Origin of the sequence: Streptomyces sp. R28, from assembly GCF_041052385.1 — a bacterium.
Taxonomy (GTDB): domain Bacteria; phylum Actinomycetota; class Actinomycetes; order Streptomycetales; family Streptomycetaceae; genus Streptomyces.
Window position 1 is genome coordinate 10,633,121 of record NZ_CP163439.1, and the last position, 18,857, is coordinate 10,651,977.

Below are 18,857 nucleotides of genomic sequence, written 5' to 3' on the forward strand. Positions count from 1 at the left end.
CCCCAGCCCCCGCAATGACCGGTGCAAGAGGCCACTTGGAGAGGGAAAACGCAACTTCGACATGGCCCGCAGAGGCAGCTACCTTCACCTGGTCTTCGGCGATCGCCCACGGTCGCACGGAAGTTCCTTCAGGCTGAGCCACCCGCGACGGGATGAGTTGATCACGCCCCATGACTCCTCACCCCCAGGCGTAAGCCACCGAAACGGGTCCACACCAGGCACCCCCAACCAGGGAGAGACGCATGCCCCAACTTGCGCTGTACACATTCGGTGTCCTGAAGTCACCTCTCGCCGATCCCGCACCTCTCACGCGCGAGTTCTACGACAGAGGTGAGGCCGTGTACCGGAAGATCAGTCAGCACCCCGGGTACCTCGCGCGTGCTGAAGCGGCAGACGGTGACCGGGGCATGCTCTTCGAGGCCGACTGGGGTGCATGGGGAGAGTTCGCCGTACCGACTTGGTACGGCAAGGGCCGTACGGTGGAAACCACCGCCCTGGCCGCGACTCTCTCACTCTGGACCGACCTGCGCCCCGCCTTCGACGCCGTCTACACCGGTCTACACCGTGAGGCGCTGAACAGGCGTTACGACTGGTTCGAGAGGACAGAGCACCCAAACTACGTGATCTGGTGGGTCTCCGACGGCGTGATACCCACCTGGCAGGACGGGGTTTCCAGGCTGGAAAACCTCCACGACCACGGCTCCACGCCGCACGCCTTCACGTTCCACCACTCGTTCGCCCCTGAGGGAACTCCGACCAGGATCAAAGGCATTGAGCCGAAGAGCGACCAGGCTCGCTGACAAGGAAGCCTGAACGACTGGGTTCGCTGTCAAACGCCTCGATTGAATGGCGGCGAACAGATGCCTCTGCGCTACGGCGGATCCGCCGGTACCTGGGGCTTGGCCCTCTACTTCGCGAGCACCGATGAGTACCCAGGCGCCATCCTGCCCACGAGTGACTTCGCCGGCACCCCCGAAGACGCCCTCGACTGCGCCCGCGGCCTCTGGTTCGCGAGCCCGAGACCCCTTCGGTAGACCGCGCAGACCGAGGTCCCTGCCGGTCGTTGGCGACACGAACGGCTCATGAGATGGCGTGGCTTGAGCACTTCTATGAGAGCGCCGCGGGCAGCCAATGCGTCGGCCATGCCCCCATGGGGCGTCAAGCCGTCGAGCCGTCAAGATGTCAGCAGGACTGACAGGTCCAAGTCCCGACATGCGCGGGGAACGTCACCGCTGATGCATCCGTACGTCATGCGTACGCAATTGGTACGCGATCCGTACGCTTTCGGCTAGGGTTGCGATCGGAGGTGTCCATGTCCGAGCTGTTCGACGCCGTCGACGCGCTGGTGGCGTCCCGCTCCCCGCTGCCGCCGCCGGAGGAGCGCAAGCGACTGCGCACTGCACACGGCCTGACTCTGGACGAGGTGGCTGCCGCACTGAAGGTGCGGCGGGCAACCGTCAGCGGCTGGGAGTCCAGCAAGACCAAGACGGAGCCGCGGGGGCCGGAGCGCGAGGCGTACGCCCGACTGCTCGACAAGCTCGCGGAGCTGTACCCCGCCCCTGCCGGCGAGGCCGCTCCCGTCCAGGAAACGGCGGGGCCCGAGACGTTCGCCGCAACGCCCGCCCCGGCGACGGAAGCGCAGACTGTGCCCTCGGCCCCAGCCCCGGTCCCGGCCCCGGCCCCGGTCCCGGCCTCGGCCCCGGCCCCGGTCCCGGCCTCGGTCCCGGCCTCGGTCCCGGCCTCGGTCCCGGCCTCGGCCCCGGCCCCGGCCCCAGAGTCTGCGGGGGTGCCAGAGCCTGCGGCCTTGACCGCTTCCGAGAACATCCAGTCCAGCCCCGCCGCCAACACCGCTGCTCCGCAGGCCGCGTCGCGTCCGGCGCGCACCGCCAGGCCGTCGTCGACGTCGCGCCGCCCGGCCGCGCGAAAGGCCGCCCCGGCGAACACCCCGGCCGGCGCTGACCCGCGCTTCGTCAACGGTCCGCTCGCGGTCGTCGACGTCGATGACGACGGCCAGGTGCTGGCGTACTGCGTCGGCGGTCTGGTCCTGGACGTGCCTGCCAAGTCCCTCCCGTCCCTGGTGGACTGGACGCTGAAGGAGGCCAGGCTCGGGCAGCCGAAGCTGTCCGGGCCGGGCAAGGACGCCGACCCGCTGATCGTGCTCACCGAGTCCGCGCTGGAGCGCTACGGCCTGCCGGTCGCCCTCACCGAGGAGGAGCGCCTCGCCGGGCGGATCCCGGAGGGCCACAAGGTCATCAAGCAACTGGCCCGTGCCGACTGGAAGCTCACGAAGCGCGGGTTCGGGCCATGGGCGCGGATCTACCGTCCGGCGCAGGGCTCGGAGCGGGCCTGCGTGCAGCTGTGCATCCCGTCATGGCACGCGCTGGACTCCCGGCACTGGGGCGAGGCCGGGCAGCTCCCGGCGGCGGAACTGGCCCAACTGCTGGGCGTGTTCGCGTCCCTGGTGATGACGCCGCGCGGCTCGACCGCCGTGACCGGGCTGGAGCTGATGACCGCGTTGCACCCGCCGACCCACGCGGTTCGTGACGAGGCCACCGGCGAGTTCCGGAAGTCCGAGACCAAGACGCCGGGCTCGCTGGGTGAGCATCCGGTCGACCCGGCGCCGTGCGAGGCCCCCGACGGGCACCCGCTGCTCAAGGACCTGCCGCGCTTCCACGTCCGCGGCCCCGGCGAGAAGCTGTTCGAGGAGGCGTACGACTGGGCGCGCCCCCTCACCGACGACGAATGCATGCGCCGCAACCTGGTCGGCATCGACGTGAACATGGCCTTCGCCGCCGGAGCCAACGGATTGGTCGTCGGCCTGGGCGAGCCGACCCATGTGAAGGCGCCGGTGTTCGACCCGAAGCTCCCGGGGAGCTGGCTGGTCGACCTGTCCCACGTCGATCTGTCCCGGGTGAAGGTCGCCAAGGACAAGTGGGTGGACCTGGACGGCAGCCTGCTGCCGAGCCCGTTCACGCCGAAGGGTGAGCGCCCCGAGGGCCCGGCCTGGTACGCGACGCCGACGGTGGCGTACGCGATGGAGCTCGGCTACGACGTCGCGCCGATCGAGGCATGGGTGCGCTACGACAACGGCCGCTACCTGGACGCCTGGTACAACCGGCTGCGTGACGCCTACCTGGCCACGATGGCCGACCTCGGCGTCGACGCCGACCTGTCGCCGGCCGACTTCCTCGCGGCGATGGACGGCTGGCGGCAACGCGACCCGCAGCTGGCGATCGTCGTGGACGCGGTCAAGGCGACGGTCAAGGGAGGCCTGGGCAAGCTGCGCGAGCGGCCCCGGGGCGAGGGCTGGAAGCCGGGCGAGCCGTGGCGGGCACTGTCCCGTCCGACGTGGCGGCCGGACATCCGCGCGGCAGTCATCTCCCGCACGCGGATCAACTTCCACCGGAAGATCGTCAAGCACGCGGCGTTCACCGGGCAGTACCCGGTGGCGATCCTGTCCGACTGCGTCGTGTACGCGGTCGACGGCGAGAGCCCGCTGGACTTCCTGCCCTACCGGGACGGCAAGCCCCTGCCCGGCGGCTTCAAGCTCGGCATCAACCCGGGCCTGGTGAAGTGGGAGGGCACCCAGAGCGTGCTGTGGGGCGAAGAGGTCCGCGAACGGTTCGAGGCACCGGAGCTCAACCTCGCCCGGTACATCAAGACCGGCGAGGTCACCAACGTGGACGATGGGGAGTAGCAGCCGATGACCCTGTTCGGGGACGGCCTGGAGCAGGCGGTGCAGAAGGCGTTCACCCGCCCGGCGCCCAAGAGCGCGGGCGCGCAGATGCGGTACCTGGTGAAGCAGCTCAAGGGCACCAGGGCCGTCGCTCAGATGCTGCGGATCTCCCAGCGCACGGTCGAACGGTACGTGAAGGACCAGATCAAAAAGCCCCGCCCGGACCTCGGCGCGCGCCTGGAGGCCGAGGTGAAGAAGCGGTGGCAGCCGCAGATCCGCGCGAAGGCCCGCCGGCGGGCGGCGACCACCGGTGGCATCGTCATCGACACCCGCGCCCGGATCGGCTACACCGCCCCCATCGGTACCACCGACGACGGCCGTCTCAGGCATCTCACCGTCGCGCTGCCGCCGCAGTACGCCGCCCGCCTCTTCGACGCCCAGCAGCAGGGCGCCACCGACCAGCAGCTCCAGCAGATCGCCGCCGAAGCACTCAAGGACGTGTACTTCCAGGACAGCGGCCGCCGCGCCGGCAGCCTGGAGGAAGTCCGCTTCACCGACATCGAGCACATCGAGTTCGACCTGTAGGTCTCCGAACACCCTGCGTGCCCCGGACAACTGTGACTGAGCGCCTCAGTTGGTTCTGGCCGTTGGTTCTGGCCGTACTTCCGTCGTGACGGCTACGGCTGAAGGGGGATGCGGGCTCTGAGCAGGGTGCAGGATGCTCGATGAGCCAAAGCACGATAGGCGTCACAAAAGCACACCTGTTGTCACCAAGAAGGCGGCAGGCCACCGGACTTCGACCGCAAGGCGTACAAGCAGCGCAACACCGTCGAACGGTGCGGTGCATCAATCGCCCCAAGCAATGGCGCGGGATCGCCACCCGATCGATAGGAGAGGACAGCGACCATCTACCTGGCCGGACCCCACATCGCGGGCATCTTCCCGTGGTCCGCCCGCTGAGGAAAACGAAACCGCCTAGCTCGTCGGGAAGCTCGCCGTGGCCAGGACGCTTCCGTCCGGGGCCATCAGGCGGGCGCCGGTCAGTGTCGTCGGGTCGGTCGCGGCCGGCCCGCCCCAGTTTCCGTAGCCGTCCTTGAGCGGGAAGGAACCCACCGGGACCGTCGATCCGTCGGCCTGTACGAGCAGACAGCGCACCGGGCCCCGGCCGTTCCCGTTCAGATCGACGGACATGTACACCCAGCCCTCGTCACCGGCATGAGCGTAGATACGACCCACCTCCTGGCCGTCGGAGACCAAGGCTGCCTCCCGTAGGCCGCCGTCCGTGTGCTGTTCGACCGGCGGTGGCGCGGCCTCGACCACCGTGCCGATCGTCCATCCGCCGAAACCGCAGGCCAGGGCCGCGGCCACAGCGGCCGCCGCCAGTCGTAGCCGATGCCTACGCCGCTTCGGCGCGGGCGCCGCGCCCAGGGCCCGTACGACCTGGCTCTCGAAACCGACCGGCGGCTCGGCACCCGGCAGCAGCGCGAGCAGACCGTCGCCGACGACCGTCAGCCGCTCGACGTGCTCCCGGCAGTCCGGGCAGCGGTCCAGATGGGCGACCGCCTCGGCCCGCTCGCGGGCCGGCAGGACCCCGAGCGCCAGCTCGCCGTCCAGCTCCCGCAGCCGCTCGCACTCCATGCCGCTCACCGCTTCTCCGCCGCTTCGAGGAGGGCTCGTACCTTGAGCGTCCCGGTCCGGATCCGGGTCTTCGCCGTGCCCAGCGGCACGTCCTCCGCGTCCGCGACCTCCCGCGCCGTCATCCCGTAGATCCCGGCCATCACCAGGGCCCGCGCCTGCTCCCGGGGCAGCTCCGCCACCGCCCGCCGGACCCGCTCCGCGGCGTCGTCAGCGAGCGCCCGCCGCTCGGGCGTCTCGGTCACGATGCCGACCAGCGCGTCCAGATCCTCCGGGGCGACCGGGCTCGCCCGCCGGGCCCGTAGCGCGTCGATCGCGAGGTTGTGCGCGATCGCCGTCAGCCAGGACCGTACGGAGCCGCGCCGGGGGTCGTACACCTGGGCGTGCCGCCAGGCCCGCTCGAAGGTCTGCTGGGCGACGTCCTCGGCGAGCTGGGGGTCGCGCAGGACAGCGAGGGCCACGCCGAAGACCGTGCGCTGGAAACGGCGAACGAACGCGACGGCGAGCTCCGGATCGCCCGTCGTCAGACCGGTGAGCAGTGCCTCGTCGGGGACCCGCCCGAGGGAGAGGCCCATGCGCCACATACCAGGGATACGTTCCGCCGCTCGGAAGGGATTGCCTTACGTCCATTCTCCGCCCGCGCGATTCCGCGGGCCGCAATCCTTCGGCCTGGCAGCGTCGTACCCCTTGCGGGGGGACGATCCGGAGGACCGACTCATGACCACCGCGCACATCTGCCGCCGCGTGCTCCTCGGCGTGGCCGCCGGCGGCCTGACCGCCCTGCTGGCCGCCTGTGGAGGCGGCGGTAACGGCAGCAGCAGTAACAACAACAGCACCAACAACAGCACCAGCAACAGCGACGCCACCGGCACCAAGGTCACGGCGGAGCTGTCCGACTTCCGCATCAAGCTCTCGACGGAGAAGTTCCAGCCCGGCCAGTACACCTTCACCGCGAAGAACACGGGCTCGCACGACCACGCGCTGGAGATCGAGGGCCCCGGCGGCGAGAACCGCAGCAAGACGCTCGAGCCGGGTCAGTCCACGACGCTCACGGTGACGCTGAAGTCCGGCTCGTACGAGGTCTACTGCCCGGTCGACGGACACAAGGACCTCGGCATGAAGATGGACGTCACCGTCGGCGGCACCTCGGCACCGTCCGACAACAACACCACTCCGGGCAATGGCTACTGAGGGAGCGGCCGCGAGGCTCGTCCTGCGCCTGGTCGGCGCCGGGCTGACGGCGGCGATGGCCGCGATCCATCTGCGCCTGTGGGCCGAGGGCTATCAGGACCTCGCCACCATCGGGCCGCTCTTCCTGCTCAACGGCGTCGTCGGCATCCTGCTCGCCCTGGCGCTGCTGATCACGCCCGTGCGCGGGCTCGGCCCGGTCGCCGCCGTCACCGCGCTGTTCACGGCCGGCACGCTGGGCGCACTGTTCCTGAGCCTCACCGCGGGCCTGTTCGGATTCAACGAGTACATCGACGCGGAGCTGGTCCGCCCGACCCTGTACGTCGAGGCGGCGGGAGTGGTCGTCCTGACCACCCTGGCGGTGACGGCCTTCAGCCACCGCCACCGCAACCGTCCTCGACACTAGGCCCTGTCGTTTGGATCAGGCCGGCTGTGAGGGGTGGCGGCCTTCAGCCGACTCGAGCGCCAACCGGGCTGACTGTGCCTCCTCTGGGGGAGCGCGTGCCGCGCCCCGCGCCGCCGGGGTGATCCAAACGACTGGGCCGAGGTCCAGCGGGCGGCCGGTTCTCCTCCCACCAGGCGTGGCGGGCTGCCTGGTCGCTCGATGGTCGGTCGGTGCGTGTGGCTGGCCGATTGGTTGCTGGCTGTCGTGGCTTTCGCTGTTCCTGTGTGAGGGGGGAGGGGCTGGGGGAGGGGCCGTATGACGGTTCAGGAGGTTTCGGTGGGCGGGGCCGGGGCTGGATCGGCTGTTGCTGTGCCGGCCGGGGGCCCGCCGTTGGCATGGGGTGTGCTGGTACGGCAGCAGTGGTGGAGGCTGTGGGGCATACGGTCGCGGCCCGCGGGATGTGCTGTGTGTACGTGGATACGGTCCTGGGGGGAGACGGCCGCCGTCGAGCTGGCTTTGCATGCTTTTCCCGGCCGGGTGCCGGTGCAGCGGGCGGTGGTCGGGGTGGGGCCTGGTCTGTCGCAGCTGCGGGCCTCGCTGTGCGCGGCGCTTGGACTGCGGCCGGGGCGCCTTGAACGGTGCCCGGCATGACAAGCTGTGCTTTCCACTGCCCGAACCCAGGAGGTCACCATGACTGCAGAGTTTTCATCGCCCGAAGGTTCGGAGCCGGTTGACGCCGAGAGCTCTGGCGTCTCGCCCGACGCTGACGGCCAGTACGACCTGAAGCGCAAGTTCAGGGAGGCCCTGGCGCGCAAGCGCGGTATGCAGGCGGACGCCGCCGACCTTGCTGCCAACACCGACGCTTCGAAGGTCCGCGGCGGGCACGCCCCGGCTGTGAGCCAGCGGTCGTTTCGTCGTAAGAGCGGCGGCTGAGTCCAAGGCAGCCGCCGCCGGAGGGGGACTCTGCAGGACATGGGCCGGCCGCCCTGCCGATGATGTCCCGCCGGGTCCTGCCAGGTGGTGAGGGAGGCCGGCTCCGTTCAGGCGATGCGCCAGCGGCTTGACGGGCCGGTGCCCGTCAAGCCGCTGTGAGCTGCTGGGCGTCGTCGGCGACGCATCGCGAAGTGCACGAATCTGAAATTTCGGCCTCTGCTGAGTCACGTGGCGCCCTTTTGCCCATCGCACGCCGATCCACGAGAGCCGGAGCTGGGAGTAGGCGGCGATCACGAGCCAGGTCCACCGGTCGGCCGCCTTCGAACTGGCAAGGCGGGGTTTGGTCCAGCCGAGCCTCTGCTTGAACAGGCGGAACGTGTGCTCGATGTGGAAGCGGCGGAGGAAGGACTGCCAGCGGCGGTTGACACCCGCCTCGGTGGCGCCGGTGCCTGACCACCACAGCCATACCGGCTTGTTCACCCCGCCGCTGGGGAACCTCCCCACGACCAGGCGGACAATGGTCCCCCCTTCGACGGTGGGCAGCGGTCCGTCATGGTCGAGCCAGGCCGCACGCCGGTGAGCCGCGGGTGCGGTCGGTCCCACGCCTGCGCGGTCGCCTTCCCGTGCAGCCGGGTGTCGGCGGTCGTCACCGTCTGTTCGGTGCGCCAGGTACTGGGATCACCGAAGACGAACTCGCCGCCGTGCTTGGGCGGCCGACCGTCCTCGGGGTCGTAGACCCGCGGCGGTGCCGGCCTTCGCATCACGCGGTCGGATCGCAGCCGGCCGAGGATCTCGACGGGCAGGCCGTCCAGCAGATGGGCGATGCGTGGGGCGTCGTATCCGGCGTCCAGCACGACGAGGATCTCCGGGTCACGCTGCTCCCACTGGCCGGCGGCAACGAGCCGTTCGGCGACCTCGCGGATTTGCGCCGTGGTCACCGCCGCGCGCGTCGGCGCCCGGCTCCAGGCGGGCCGCGTCCAAAACCGCCGTCCAGGACGTGCGGCCGGTCTCCAACGGCCACGACTGAGTACGGCCAGCCGGGCACCATCTGGTGCTTGCCTTCACCCCGGCCGAACGTGTGGCAGAAGGCGCGGTCGGCACTGGTGTTGGCGTCGGGCCGAAGCCACGGCGAGACGTCCACAGCCAGTACGAGCCGCCCGCCCGCCGCCCTCGGCAGCGGCACCTCGGCCAGCGCGAGACGCAGCCGTACGACATCAATCCGCCCTTGGTTGAACCCGCCGTACAGAGCCCCGTGCCCACGGCGGTGTTCGGGCGCGAGAGCGAGATCGACCAGCCCCCGCACCGGGCCGTCCGTGCAATGTCAGAGGCACAGATCGAAGGGATGCCTGCCGCGACGCACTGCTGGAAGCGGGCCTATTCGCGCAAAGGGAGCGACTACTGATCACGGCTTCGCCAGACGTCGTGAGCACGGCAGAAGTTGCTCACCGGTCCTTGCTAACCATCCGTGACCTCATCGGATCGGGTGGAACCACCGAGGCGGAGACCTACCGAGAGGCGTATGCCCGCTACGCGTCCGCGCTATGGCAGCTGCGCCAAGCCATGCGCAAAGAAGCGATCGCGACCCCGCTGAATCTTGAAGATCCAGTGCTCATCAGGGAACAGCTTCCTCCGGCCAACAGAGACGACTGAGCCAGCAGTTAAACGACAAGCTGAGTGAGGCGGTGAGGCTGCCCAGTTTATGCGGCTCGACCGGGGGCTCACGGTGCCCCACACCCGCACTCCGTCGGACACCGCCGACCGATCGAGCAAGGAGACACGATGAAGAGCTGCGCTGGGGCACAGCGGGGTGGCAGCCTGTGCTGCTGCAGCAGACGCCGCCTCCGGTGACCAAGGCGGTGACGTTGTTGCCGAGGGTGGCGGCGTCGGCCTTGACGACGTAGATCTTCCAGGGCTCCTCCGGGACCGGGCAACAGACCTTGTCCTGGAGGGCATAGCAGTGTTGTTCTGCTCGAGGCTCGTCGGCCCAACCTCCTTGTGGCGTCCAGCGGCTGCGATGACCTCTGTGGTGCTCTCGACCTCGACGGTGGGGCGGTCGATGACCTGTTACCGGGCGAGGCGCACACGGATGCCCAGCGTCCTGTCGCCTCCCCGGCTCAGCCGACTGTTGAGGATCATGAGGCGGCCGAGGATGCCGTACTTGCGGGCGATGAGTTTGCGGTAGCGGACGCCGGTCGCCTCGTCGACGATCTCGGCAGTTGCTGGGACCTGGTCGCCCGTCGGGTTGCCGCGCAGGTCGCAGGGGCCGACGAGGATGTCGCCGCGTGCCCGGATCCGCTTGACCTTCCAGGAGCCGGCAGGGGTCCGCACGCCCAGCGTGTCGCCGTCGCGCACCACCCACACGGGGGTGGCGACCGGGGCGCCGTTCTTGCGATAGCTGGTGACCAGCACGTACTTGCCGGTGCCGAGCTGCTCCAGCAACGTGTCGTCCATGATGCGCTTGTGCTCCTTACTGTCGATTCGCCGCGCCGACCGGTGGCCCGGTGGCATCGGCACATGCGTCGGTTCCGCGTCGACGCTGCTGGGGGCCGTCTGGGGGCCGGCCCTCAGCAGCGCGAGGTCCTCCGCCCGCCGGAGCTGAGCTGACTGCGTCCATGTGCGGGGCGGCTTTCGAGCGCGGTGGTGGTGACGGTGCTCAGACCTGTTCGGTGGGGCGTACGAGCACTTCGGCGACGGCCACGTGCCGGGGGCGGGTGACGATGAAGCCGACGCTTTCGGCGACGTCCTGGCTCTGGAGCCGCTCGATGCCCCCCATGACGGCGGCGAGTTGCTGCTGTACGGCGTCCGAGTTGTGGCTGCGCAGTTCGGTGTCGACGCTGCCCGGCTCGACCACGGACACGCGGACGTGCTGGCGCGCCAGTTCCTGGCGCAGTGCTTCGCTGAAGGCGCCGACACCGAACTTGGTGGCGCAGTACGCCGCCTGCATGGCGTAGGCATTGCGCCCGGAGAGTGAGCCGACGTTGACGATGTCGGCGACCTGGCGCGGCCCGTCGGCGGCGGCCTTCACCAGGTGGGGGATGGCCGCGTGGGTGGTGTACATCAGGCCCATGAGGTTGATGTCGATCATGCGGCGCCATTCGTTCAGGTCCGCACCGGGGACGGGCCCGAGCAGCATGAGGCCGGCGTTGTTGACCACGGTGTCCAGACGGCCCAGGCCCTCGACGGTCCGTTCGACCGCTGCCGCGGCGGCCTGAGCGTCGGTGACGTCGGCGGGCACCACGAGGGCCTTGCCGCCGGCGTCGGAGATTTCCGCGGAGAGGGCCGTGAGCCTGTCCTCGCGGCGGCCGACGAGGGCCACGGAGGCACCTTCACGAGCCAGCTCCAGGGCGGTCGCATGGCCGATGCCGCTGGATGCCCCGGTGACCAGAGCGACGGTTCCTTCAAGACGGCGAGTCATGGTTTTCAGGCCTTTCGGTGGTGAGGGAGTACAGCCACGTCGTGCGGGGCGTATGGGAGAGGCGGGCCGTACGGGAGAGGGGGTACGGCCCTGTCGGTCCGGTACCGAGTCAAAGGCACAATGGGGAAGTGAGCATCAACAGGCAGCAGACCACTGACACGACGCGCCAGGGGACCCGGGCGGACAGAGGACTTTCGCCCCGCGAGCGCCTGGTAGAGGCCGCGTCGCGGCTCTTCTACTACGAGGGCGTCCGTGCGGTCGGCGTGGAGCGGCTGATCGCCGAGGCCGGGGTGACGAAGGTGACCTTCTACCGCCACTTCGCTGCCAAGGACGACCTGGTCGTGGCCTATCTGCTGACCAAGGACGCCTACTACAAAGAGGTGGCCGAACCGCTGGCCGCCGCGCACCCGCCCGCTGAAGCGATTGACCTGATCTTCGAGGCCATCGCCGAGCACGCTCGCGAGCGCGGCTTTCGCGGATCGCCGTTCCTGAACGCGGCCGCCGAGTACCCGGACGCAGACCACCCGGTTCGCATCTTGGTGACGGCGCACCGGGAATGGATCCGCAGCCTCTTCCAGGGCCTGCTCACCCGCCTGGGCCACACCGACCCGGAGTCGGCAGCCGGTGCGCTGCTGATGCTGTACGACGGAGCGATGGCGGCCGGCTACCTGGATGATTCGACGGCTGCCCACAAGACGCTGGTGGATGCTGTCCGACTGATCCGATCCGGAGGCTGACCCTGGCGCGACCGCGCGGAGCACTGGCTCCGTGCGGTGTCCCGGCCAGGTCGGGACACGGATTGGCTTCATGGAATCCTCTGATCGCTCGCCGATGTGCATCGGCAACCCGTGGCGGCTCTCCCGGGAAAGCGGCCCGATGGGGTGGTTATGCCGGCCGCCTCAGCTAGTAGGTAGACCGGTCACTCTACCTATCGACGGTAACACCCGTGGCGTCCGCGCGCCAACGGTCACCCCTTGCACGTCATCCCTCACCGACCGTCATGAGTCCTTGGCGTGCATCCCGCGGGAGAGGGCTGGTTTCTGTTTCATGGGCGCAGACGGCGCGCAGACGGCCGGACGCCTGAAACGTCCTCATGAAACAGCCGGGGCTGGTGAGCGGCGACTTCAAGCGTGTGGAATCGGACGACTGCCCGATGTCCACCTGTGCCGCCCCTGTGGGATCGCCGTGCCGTGCCGTGCCGGCAAGGGCAAAGTGCCATGCAGTGGCTCACCGCCCGCTTCCGCCCCGTGCCATCGTTGGCCAAAGCCCTGAACGTGGCTTCCTGATGGCGCAAGGGGCGGCTCGCGGGCAGCTTCAGCCTCCCGCGCTGCTGGCAGGGGGTCTGATGACGGTGACGTGCTGGTGGGCTTCGAGGGCCTCGCGCAGGGTGGCGTTGTCGATGGTGAGGCGTCGGATGTGGTCTTCGTAGAGGTGCAGGTGGCGGGTGAGGTCTACTTCCTCTCGCCGCAGGCGGGCGATGGTGGCTCGGTCGGAGGTGGTGCCACGCGCACGTGGTGGGGCTGCGGAGCCGAGAACCTGCTGTGCCTTCAGTGGGGTGATCTGTTCGGGGAAGTCGCGATAGAGGGTCTGGCGGTTGACCTGCAGGCGGCGGGCGAGGGCGGAGACGGTGGCGCGTGGTCCGTTCTCCGCTTCTGGCGGCAGGGTGTCGATCATGGCTTCGACGGCTTGGGGGGTGGGGTTGTGCCGTCTCATGTGGATGCGTCGCCGTGTTCACCTTCGGTGAAGGCGCCGTTGTTGCAGGCTGGGGGTTTGTATTCGGGCAGGGACGGGGCAGCGGTGGGGTTGGCCGGGGGCCGGCACAGGCGGCGGTTGGGGTTGGTGCTGCAGGTGACGAACGTGCCGGGGTAGATCCGGGGGGTCGTTGCGGATCATGAGTTTGCGCATCTGCGCTTGGTCGGGGCACAAGGCCCGCGCATGGGGCGGGGGCACTCACGTCAAGCGAGTGGCCCCGCCCCATAGGCCGGCCTCACGGACCGTGGAACCACATCTTCATCAGCGGAGCCGTACGCACCCGAAAGGGAACTGAGCCGTGTGGGACCGACTCCGCGCGTCGGTCGCACCCCTTCGCCTACGCCCAGTCCACTCCCAGGTCGCCACGGGCGGACGGGCGTGGTCGGGGTGCTGACATCTCCGTTGCGGCCGCGTTTGCCCATGCCCCTGGCTGGAGTTGAGGAGTGGGAGGCGGGATGGGTGGCGCGGACGCCCCGGGGATCGGGGCGCGCTCACCGGTGTTGTGCGTCGGCGGGGGCCTGCGCGCGGTGCCGCCGTCAGTGCGGCGGCGATGTCCAGCGGGGGACGTCGGCGGGGGAGGGGTCGGGGCGGGCGCGGTGCAGGTGTGCGGGGTGGCGTCACCGGCCGGAGGCGTCGGGGGCGACGTCGACGCCGACTTCCGCCACTGGCTCGGGTTTCACCAGCGTGACGGCGCCGGTCCGAGGTGGAGACCTTGGCGTGTTTGGTCAGCAGGTTGAGCACGTCACGGTCACTGCGCTGGGCCTTCGGCGCCTGTGCTGCTGCCGGGGCGAGCTTCTCGTCGATGCTGGCGAAGGACTCGGTGAGGCTGCGGGCGCCGGGACTGGCCGGCAGGATGCCCTTTACCGAGCTCACGGACTTCCGCACCCAGGCCCTGGCCCGGCTCGCCGCCCAGCATGAGGAGATCGTCCGGCTCCGCGAGGCCGCCGCCGGAATTTGAGGCGGGCGCGGGCAGTGGTCCCGTCAGCCGCTGTTGCGAAAGACGAGCAGATAGTGCCAGAAGAGGAGCCTGCGGATGCTGCATCCAGGCAGCAGGACCGCGGCCTCCCGACGGATCTGCAGCAGGGGAACGGCCGGCTGGCTCACCGGCGCTTTCACCGGTTCTCGACCGGTCGCAGCGGCGGCAGGGCGAAGCCATCAAGCCGCGCGTGACGGCGGCATCCCGGCTCCCGCCCTTGTTGCGTCGGTGCCCCAGCTGGCCAGCAGTCGTAGTGCCTCCGCGGACGGGGAACCGGGTTCGGCGTGGTACGTCGCCAGTGTCTGTTCGTGGTCGTCGGCCAGGTGGAACGACTCGAGGCGGAGGTCGAGTTCGCCGACGAGCGGGTGGTGCAGGCGCTGGATGCCGTGGCACTTGTCCTTGACGTCGTGGGCGGCCCACAGTCGCCTGAACTCCTCGCTCTTCACGGAGAGTTCGCCCACCAGCGCGGACAGCCGGGGGTCGTTGGGATGGGAGCCGGCGTCCATGCGCAGCTGAGAGACGACGTCGTTCGCTTTGTGCTCCCAGTCCACGAACAGGTCGCGGTACTCGGGCCTCAGGAACACCAGCCGCGCCCAGTTCCGCTCGTGCTCGGGCAGCTCGGCCCAGTCGCCGAAGACCGCCGCGGCCATCCGGTTCCAGGCGAGGATGTCCGAGCGCCGCCCCACGAGGATCGCCGGGCCGCCCTCCATGGTGTCCAGCAGCGTCCGCAGGGGGCCCCGCACCTGCTGGGTGCGGCCGGCCGGCTTCTTCTTCTGCTGTTTCGGCTTCGCCAGGTGTGTGAGGTGGGCGTGCTCGGCGTCGCTCAGCCTGAGCGCGCGGGCGATGGCGTCGAGGACCTCCGCCGACACGTGCCGCCCGTTGCCCTGCTCCAGGCGCGTGTAGTACCCCACCGACACCCCGGCCAGCTGCGCCAGCTCCTCGCGGCGCAGCCCCGGCACCCGCCGGTGCCGCCCGAAGTCCGGCAGGCCCACGTCCTCCGGCTTCAGCCGGGCCCGCCGGGTGCGCAAGAACTCACTGAGCTCGGCACGCGGGTCCAGAGCGCCGTCGGCGGGCTCGTGCACCGGTTCGGGGTATTCGTCCATGCCTCGAGTATCCCCGGTCGGACGCACACCAGCCTGCCCCAGTCAGTGGTAGGCACAGCGGATGTACACAAAGCCGTGACCTGGGTGAATACCGGATCGTCCAGCAGGCTGGAGACCGTGCCCGGCTGGAAGGCAGCCGGGCCGTGGCTTGCATCAAGAACGGAGCACGCCCCATGACCGCAACACAGGGGACCGAGTCGAGGACGCACCGGACCGAAACGGCCGCGGAGGTGGTCGGCCGCCTTCGTGCGACGTTCAACACCGGCGTCACCCGCCCACTGGACTGGCGCATCGACCAGCTGCGGCGGCTGAGGGCACTGCTGGTCGAGAACGAGCAGGAGCTGATCGAAGCGCTCTGGGCGGACCTGAGGAAGAACGCCGCCGAGGCGAAGGCGCAGGAGATCGACTTCACCGTTGCTGACATCGACGAGACGCTGGCGAGTCTCGAGAGCTGGCTTCAGCCTCGCCCGGTGGAGGTTCCTGCCCACTTCGGTCCCACGACAACGGCATACACCACGTACGATCCGCTCGGGGTCGTCCTGGTGATCGCTCCGTGGAATTTCCCGCTGCACCTTCTCATCGACCCCATCATCGGCGCACTGGCCGCCGGAAACACGGTGGTGGCCAAGCCGAGCGAGATCTCGGTGCACACATCGGCAGTGGCTTCACGCCTCCTGCGAGAGTACTTCGACGCCGACGTGCTCACCGTGGTCGAGGGGGGAGCCGAGGAGACCACGGCCCTCCTGGCGCAGCGTTTCGACCACATCTTCTACACGGGCAATGGCACGGTCGGCCGGATCGTCATGGCCGCAGCCGCCAAGAACCTCACCCCCGTCACGCTCGAACTCGGAGGCAAGTCACCGGTCTTCGTGGCACCTGACGCTGACGTGGACGAGACCGCGAAGCGGCTGGTCGGCGCCAAGTTCGGCAACGCGGGGCAGCAGTGCATAGCCCCCGACTACGTTCTGGCTGACCCTGCCACCGCTGCCGCACTGGTCCCCGCCCTCCGCGCGGCGGTGGAAGCCCAGTTCGGCTCCACCCCGCAGACCTCAGCCGGCTTCGGCCGGATCATCAACGAGCGGCACTTCGACCGGCTCACGCGTCTGCTGGACTCCGGCCGGGCGGCGGTGGGAGGCCGGCACGACCGCGACGACCTGTTCATCGCACCGACCGTGCTCACCGATGTCGACCCCGCATCGCCGGTCATGCAGGAGGAGATCTTCGGTCCGATCCTCGCCGTCGTCGAAGTCGAAGACCTCGATGCCGCTATCGCCTTCATCAATGAACGCGACAAGCCCCTCGCGCTCTACGCCTTCACCACGTCCGAGGCCACCAAGTCGCGCCTCGTGAACGAGACGTCCTCCGGCGGCGTCGCCTGGGGTCAGCCGGTGATGCAACTGCTCATGCCCGGCCTGCCTTTCGGTGGCGTCGGAGAAAGCGGCATGGGCCGGTACCACGGCCGGTATTCCCTCGAGACGTTCAGCCACCTCAAGGGTGTCGCAGACGTACCGCTCAGCTAGCCTCGCGCTTTCGTGAAGCAGGCTGCCCGATGGGCGATCGGCCGGCGGAAGTGCCTCAGGCCGGTGAGAATGAGGATCGCTGAGATCGCTGTTCCCGCCACCGCCGGAAGCGCGTTCCAGGTGAAGCCGTGTATCGGTCCTCTTCGCGGGGGCGCGACGAGGGAGCCGGTAGCGGCGCGGCCTGCAGACACCGATCCGTACCGACTCCGGCGGCGGCACCCATGACTTTGTCACCTGGCTGACTGCTGATCGTGCGCGAGGAGCGAACGCCCGTACTCCGGCGGGCAGTTGCGCTTGACCGGCGTCGACACCGACGCCGACGGGATGCGGCTCTCACCCCGTTCGCCCCCGCGTTCGCCGCCAACACCACCCACACCCCGATCTCGGTCCTCGAACCGCGTCACCGTCAGCGGGCCCGCGCCTGCCCGAGGACCGTATCCGCGCCTCCGCCGGGACAGCGTGGACCCCCTGCATCGCAGACCTTCATCCCGTTTTCCTCCGTATTGCAGAAAGAAAGAAACCCATGACTGTCAACATTTCGGAAGTCTCGCCCGTTCCATCGCTTTTCTCCCCCGTCTCCCTCGGGAAGATCGAGCTCGCCAACCGCATCGTCATGGCACCGCTGACCCGGGTCCGGGCCGGTTCCTCCGGCATTCCCGGGGACCTGATGGTCGAGTACTACCGCCAGCGGGCGACCGTCGGAATGATCATCACCGAGGGCACCTACCCCGACCACGCGTCGCAGGGGTATGTCGGTGAGCCGGGCATCGCCACCGACGAGCAGGCGGCCGGCTGGCAGCGGGTGTTCGAGGCGGTGCACGCCGAGGGCGGCCGCATCGTCCTGCAGATCATGCATGCCGGTCGCGGCACCCACCCCGACATCAACGGCGGCCGCCGCGTCCTCGCCCCCAGCGCGATCGCCATCGACAAAAAGACGTTCACGGAGAAGGGGGAGCAGCCCTACCCCGTACCGGAAGCGATGACCACCGCAGAGATCCGGGCAGCCCTGGAGGACTTCGTCGCCGCGGCCCGCCGGGCCATCGAGGCGGGAGCGGACGGCGTGGAAATCCACGGCGCCAACGGCTACCTGCTCCAGGAGTTCCTCTCCCCGGCGGCCAACCAGCGCACCGATGGATACGGCGGCTCGCCGCAGAACCGCGCCCGCTTCGTCGTCGAGGTCGTCACGGCGGTCGCCCAGGCCGTCGGCGCCGAGCGGGTCGGGCTGCGGATCTCGCCGGAGGTCGACCTCGGGGACGTCTTCGAGACCGACCGGGACGACGTCCTGGCCACCTACAGCACCCTGGTGGACCAGCTGCGCCCGCTGGGCCTGGCCTACCTCTCCGTACTGCACGCCGAGCCGGGCGGCGAGCTGGTACAGGAGCTGCGGCGGCGCTTCGACGGCAAGCTGATCGTCAACAGCGGGCCCTTCGGGGGGCAGACCACCCGCGAGGACGCGCTCCAGCAGATCGAGGACGACCACGCCGACGCCGTGGTCGTGGGCCGGGCCCTCATCGCCAACCCCGACCTGGTCGAGCGCTGGCGGGGTGGCCACCCGGAGAACGAGCCGCGGCCGGAACTGTTCTACGGGGTGGGCGCGGAAGGTTACACCGACTACCCCTTCCTCGAAGCGGCTTGACGCCCACGGTCACGCCTGTCCATGCGGCAGCCCCACTCACACATGGACAGGCGCCCGACCGGCGATACTGTGCCCGCCCCTTTGAGCCCGCGGTCACACCGGCGATCACCGGCTCGAGGACCGTCGGGTCCGTCAGGGCGTTGACGGTCCGCAGGCCCTGGTCGGCAGCCTGCGTTCGGTGACCTCGTCGAGCACATCGCTCTCGTGCGTGGCCACCGCGGCGGCCTCGGAGGCGGTTCACGAGCTACTCGGCACCTGATTCGCCGCTCGTTGCCGGCTCTCCAACCGACGCCACCACTGGTCCAGGGCCCTTCACGCCGGAGGGCTCTGAGCCATGCCCGCAGTGGACAACGGACAGAACGAAACCCCATCCATAATTTGGGCTCACTTGCCCACCCCGGGCAGCAGAGCCGGGTCGGATACAGGGGCGGCGGGCATCGGTTCCGGCAGTGCCCGCGTCGCAGCCCCCCGGTGTCTTCCACTCAGCCCGCCCGTCGGCGAAGCGGGCGTTCGCCCCCGACTATCGGCCCGACCATGGCAGGTCAGCGCACTACAACACCTCGCCGGGGGCTGTGTGTTGAGCTCCTGGCGCGCGTCCAGGTATCAGTGCAGCTGGACACCGGGCTGTCCCGGATCCC

18 protein-coding genes and 3 pseudogenes are annotated in these 18,857 nt (G+C 69.6%); 13 read left to right on the forward strand and 8 right to left on the reverse strand.

Translation table 11 applies throughout. The features are described 5' to 3' along the window. Positions 1 to 242 precede the first annotated feature (242 nt). The 4 genes and pseudogenes from AB5J49_RS46460 to AB5J49_RS46475 form a co-directional block, all read left to right on the forward strand. The gene (locus tag AB5J49_RS46460) at positions 243 to 800 is read left to right on the forward strand and encodes a DUF3291 domain-containing protein (RefSeq protein ID WP_369174895.1); all 558 of its coding nucleotides are present in this window, start codon (positions 243 to 245) and stop codon (positions 798 to 800) included. A gap of 512 nt (positions 801 to 1,312) precedes the next feature. Next, positions 1,313 to 3,697: a helix-turn-helix domain-containing protein gene (locus AB5J49_RS46465; protein ID WP_369174896.1), complete on the forward strand. Its 2,385-nt coding sequence runs from the start codon at positions 1,313 to 1,315 to the stop codon at positions 3,695 to 3,697. Positions 3,698 to 3,703: 6 nt separating this feature from the next. Beyond that, complete coding sequence (locus tag AB5J49_RS46470) at positions 3,704 to 4,261, forward strand: XRE family transcriptional regulator (protein ID WP_369174897.1); 558 nt, start codon at positions 3,704 to 3,706, stop codon at positions 4,259 to 4,261. 186 nt (positions 4,262 to 4,447) lie between these two features. Next, positions 4,448 to 4,563: pseudogene (locus AB5J49_RS46475) on the forward strand (IS5/IS1182 family transposase); the annotation flags it as partial. A gap of 88 nt (positions 4,564 to 4,651) precedes the next feature. On the opposite strand, the gene AB5J49_RS46480 reads toward AB5J49_RS46475, so the two are convergent. Then, positions 4,652 to 5,314 (reverse strand): anti-sigma factor, encoded by a 663-nt coding sequence (locus AB5J49_RS46480; RefSeq protein ID WP_369175484.1) that lies wholly within the window; start codon positions 5,312 to 5,314, stop codon positions 4,652 to 4,654. Positions 5,315 to 5,319: 5 nt separating this feature from the next. Next, positions 5,320 to 5,895 (reverse strand): RNA polymerase sigma factor, encoded by a 576-nt coding sequence (locus AB5J49_RS46485; protein ID WP_369174898.1) that lies wholly within the window; start codon positions 5,893 to 5,895, stop codon positions 5,320 to 5,322. 133 nt (positions 5,896 to 6,028) lie between these two features. On the opposite strand from AB5J49_RS46485, the gene AB5J49_RS46490 reads away from it, so the two are divergent. From AB5J49_RS46490 to AB5J49_RS46500, 3 genes are all read left to right on the forward strand, one after another. Next, positions 6,029 to 6,502, forward strand: a complete 474-nt coding sequence (locus AB5J49_RS46490) for a cupredoxin domain-containing protein (protein WP_369174899.1) — start codon at positions 6,029 to 6,031, stop codon at positions 6,500 to 6,502. Next, positions 6,492 to 6,905 carry a hypothetical protein gene (locus tag AB5J49_RS46495; RefSeq protein WP_369174900.1) on the forward strand — a complete coding sequence of 138 codons (414 nt, stop codon included), beginning with the start codon at positions 6,492 to 6,494 and terminating at the stop codon, positions 6,903 to 6,905. The genes AB5J49_RS46490 and AB5J49_RS46495 overlap by 11 nt, the downstream gene beginning before the upstream one ends. A 669-nt stretch (positions 6,906 to 7,574) precedes the next feature. Then, complete coding sequence (locus AB5J49_RS46500) at positions 7,575 to 7,817, forward strand: DUF5302 domain-containing protein (RefSeq protein ID WP_369174901.1); 243 nt, start codon at positions 7,575 to 7,577, stop codon at positions 7,815 to 7,817. Positions 7,818 to 8,078: 261 nt separating this feature from the next. On the opposite strand, the pseudogene AB5J49_RS46505 reads toward AB5J49_RS46500, so the two are convergent. Continuing rightward, positions 8,079 to 9,135: pseudogene (locus AB5J49_RS46505) on the reverse strand (transposase); the annotation flags it as partial. Positions 9,136 to 9,239: 104 nt separating this feature from the next. On the opposite strand from AB5J49_RS46505, the gene AB5J49_RS46510 reads away from it, so the two are divergent. Then, positions 9,240 to 9,467 carry a hypothetical protein gene (locus tag AB5J49_RS46510; RefSeq protein ID WP_369174902.1) on the forward strand — a complete coding sequence of 76 codons (228 nt, stop codon included), beginning with the start codon at positions 9,240 to 9,242 and terminating at the stop codon, positions 9,465 to 9,467. A gap of 414 nt (positions 9,468 to 9,881) precedes the next feature. On the opposite strand, the gene AB5J49_RS46515 is transcribed toward AB5J49_RS46510, so the two are convergent. After that, positions 9,882 to 10,268, reverse strand: coding sequence for a PPOX class F420-dependent oxidoreductase (locus tag AB5J49_RS46515; protein ID WP_369174903.1), 387 nt, complete (start codon positions 10,266 to 10,268; stop codon positions 9,882 to 9,884). Positions 10,269 to 10,470: 202 nt separating this feature from the next. Beyond that, positions 10,471 to 11,232: an SDR family NAD(P)-dependent oxidoreductase gene (locus AB5J49_RS46520; protein ID WP_369174904.1), complete on the reverse strand. Its 762-nt coding sequence runs from the start codon at positions 11,230 to 11,232 to the stop codon at positions 10,471 to 10,473. A gap of 128 nt (positions 11,233 to 11,360) precedes the next feature. On the opposite strand from AB5J49_RS46520, the gene AB5J49_RS46525 reads away from it, so the two are divergent. After that, complete coding sequence (locus tag AB5J49_RS46525; RefSeq protein WP_369174905.1) at positions 11,361 to 11,969, forward strand: TetR/AcrR family transcriptional regulator; 609 nt, start codon at positions 11,361 to 11,363, stop codon at positions 11,967 to 11,969. A gap of 577 nt (positions 11,970 to 12,546) precedes the next feature. Here the strand turns inward: AB5J49_RS46525 and AB5J49_RS46530 are convergent. Continuing rightward, the gene (locus tag AB5J49_RS46530; RefSeq protein WP_369174906.1) at positions 12,547 to 12,906 is read right to left on the reverse strand and encodes a hypothetical protein; all 360 of its coding nucleotides are present in this window, start codon (positions 12,904 to 12,906) and stop codon (positions 12,547 to 12,549) included. A gap of 811 nt (positions 12,907 to 13,717) precedes the next feature. On the opposite strand from AB5J49_RS46530, the gene AB5J49_RS46535 reads away from it, so the two are divergent. Next, a complete protein-coding gene (locus AB5J49_RS46535; RefSeq protein ID WP_369174907.1) occupies positions 13,718 to 13,942 on the forward strand; it encodes a hypothetical protein in 225 nt (74 codons plus the stop codon). Positions 13,943 to 13,965: 23 nt separating this feature from the next. Here the strand turns inward: AB5J49_RS46535 and AB5J49_RS46540 are convergent, their stop codons facing one another. Together AB5J49_RS46540 and AB5J49_RS46545 are read right to left on the reverse strand one after the other, a co-directional pair. Beyond that, positions 13,966 to 14,088, reverse strand: a complete 123-nt coding sequence (locus AB5J49_RS46540; RefSeq protein ID WP_369174908.1) for a hypothetical protein — start codon at positions 14,086 to 14,088, stop codon at positions 13,966 to 13,968. Positions 14,089 to 14,139: 51 nt separating this feature from the next. Beyond that, positions 14,140 to 15,063 carry a helix-turn-helix domain-containing protein gene (locus AB5J49_RS46545; RefSeq protein WP_369174909.1) on the reverse strand — a complete coding sequence of 308 codons (924 nt, stop codon included), beginning with the start codon at positions 15,061 to 15,063 and terminating at the stop codon, positions 14,140 to 14,142. Between the two features lie 173 nt (positions 15,064 to 15,236). On the opposite strand from AB5J49_RS46545, the gene AB5J49_RS46550 reads away from it, so the two are divergent. The 3 genes and pseudogenes from AB5J49_RS46550 (at position 15,237) to AB5J49_RS46560 (ending at position 18,219) form a co-directional block, all read left to right on the forward strand. Further along, positions 15,237 to 16,583 carry an aldehyde dehydrogenase family protein gene (locus AB5J49_RS46550; protein ID WP_369174910.1) on the forward strand — a complete coding sequence of 449 codons (1,347 nt, stop codon included), beginning with the start codon at positions 15,237 to 15,239 and terminating at the stop codon, positions 16,581 to 16,583. A 258-nt stretch (positions 16,584 to 16,841) separates the two neighbouring features. Continuing rightward, a pseudogene (locus tag AB5J49_RS46555) lies at positions 16,842 to 17,005 on the forward strand (IS1380 family transposase); the annotation flags it as partial. A 101-nt stretch (positions 17,006 to 17,106) separates the two neighbouring features. Further along, entirely contained in the window at positions 17,107 to 18,219 is a 1,113-nt protein-coding gene (locus AB5J49_RS46560; RefSeq protein ID WP_369174911.1) for an alkene reductase, read from the forward strand. The last annotated feature ends 638 nt before the right edge of the window (positions 18,220 to 18,857 follow it).

Coding starts and splice junctions, on each gene's coding strand:
- AB5J49_RS46560 (WP_369174911.1), top strand. CDS start 17,107: ATGACTGTCAACATTTCGGAAGTCTCGCCCGTTCCATCGCTTTTCTCC.
- AB5J49_RS46470 (WP_369174897.1), top strand. CDS start 3,704: ATGACCCTGTTCGGGGACGGCCTGGAGCAGGCGGTGCAGAAGGCGTTC.
- AB5J49_RS46490 (WP_369174899.1), top strand. CDS start 6,029: ATGACCACCGCGCACATCTGCCGCCGCGTGCTCCTCGGCGTGGCCGCC.
- AB5J49_RS46515 (WP_369174903.1), bottom strand. CDS start 10,268: ATGGACGACACGTTGCTGGAGCAGCTCGGCACCGGCAAGTACGTGCTG.
- AB5J49_RS46465 (WP_369174896.1), top strand. CDS start 1,313: ATGTCCGAGCTGTTCGACGCCGTCGACGCGCTGGTGGCGTCCCGCTCC.
- AB5J49_RS46530 (WP_369174906.1), bottom strand. CDS start 12,906: ATGATCGACACCCTGCCGCCAGAAGCGGAGAACGGACCACGCGCCACC.
- AB5J49_RS46480 (WP_369175484.1), bottom strand. CDS start 5,314: ATGGAGTGCGAGCGGCTGCGGGAGCTGGACGGCGAGCTGGCGCTCGGG.
- AB5J49_RS46460 (WP_369174895.1), top strand. CDS start 243: ATGCCCCAACTTGCGCTGTACACATTCGGTGTCCTGAAGTCACCTCTC.
- AB5J49_RS46520 (WP_369174904.1), bottom strand. CDS start 11,232: ATGACTCGCCGTCTTGAAGGAACCGTCGCTCTGGTCACCGGGGCATCC.
- AB5J49_RS46495 (WP_369174900.1), top strand. CDS start 6,492: ATGGCTACTGAGGGAGCGGCCGCGAGGCTCGTCCTGCGCCTGGTCGGC.
- AB5J49_RS46485 (WP_369174898.1), bottom strand. CDS start 5,895: ATGTGGCGCATGGGCCTCTCCCTCGGGCGGGTCCCCGACGAGGCACTG.
- AB5J49_RS46550 (WP_369174910.1), top strand. CDS start 15,237: ATGACCGCAACACAGGGGACCGAGTCGAGGACGCACCGGACCGAAACG.
- AB5J49_RS46545 (WP_369174909.1), bottom strand. CDS start 15,063: ATGGACGAATACCCCGAACCGGTGCACGAGCCCGCCGACGGCGCTCTG.
- AB5J49_RS46500 (WP_369174901.1), top strand. CDS start 7,575: ATGACTGCAGAGTTTTCATCGCCCGAAGGTTCGGAGCCGGTTGACGCC.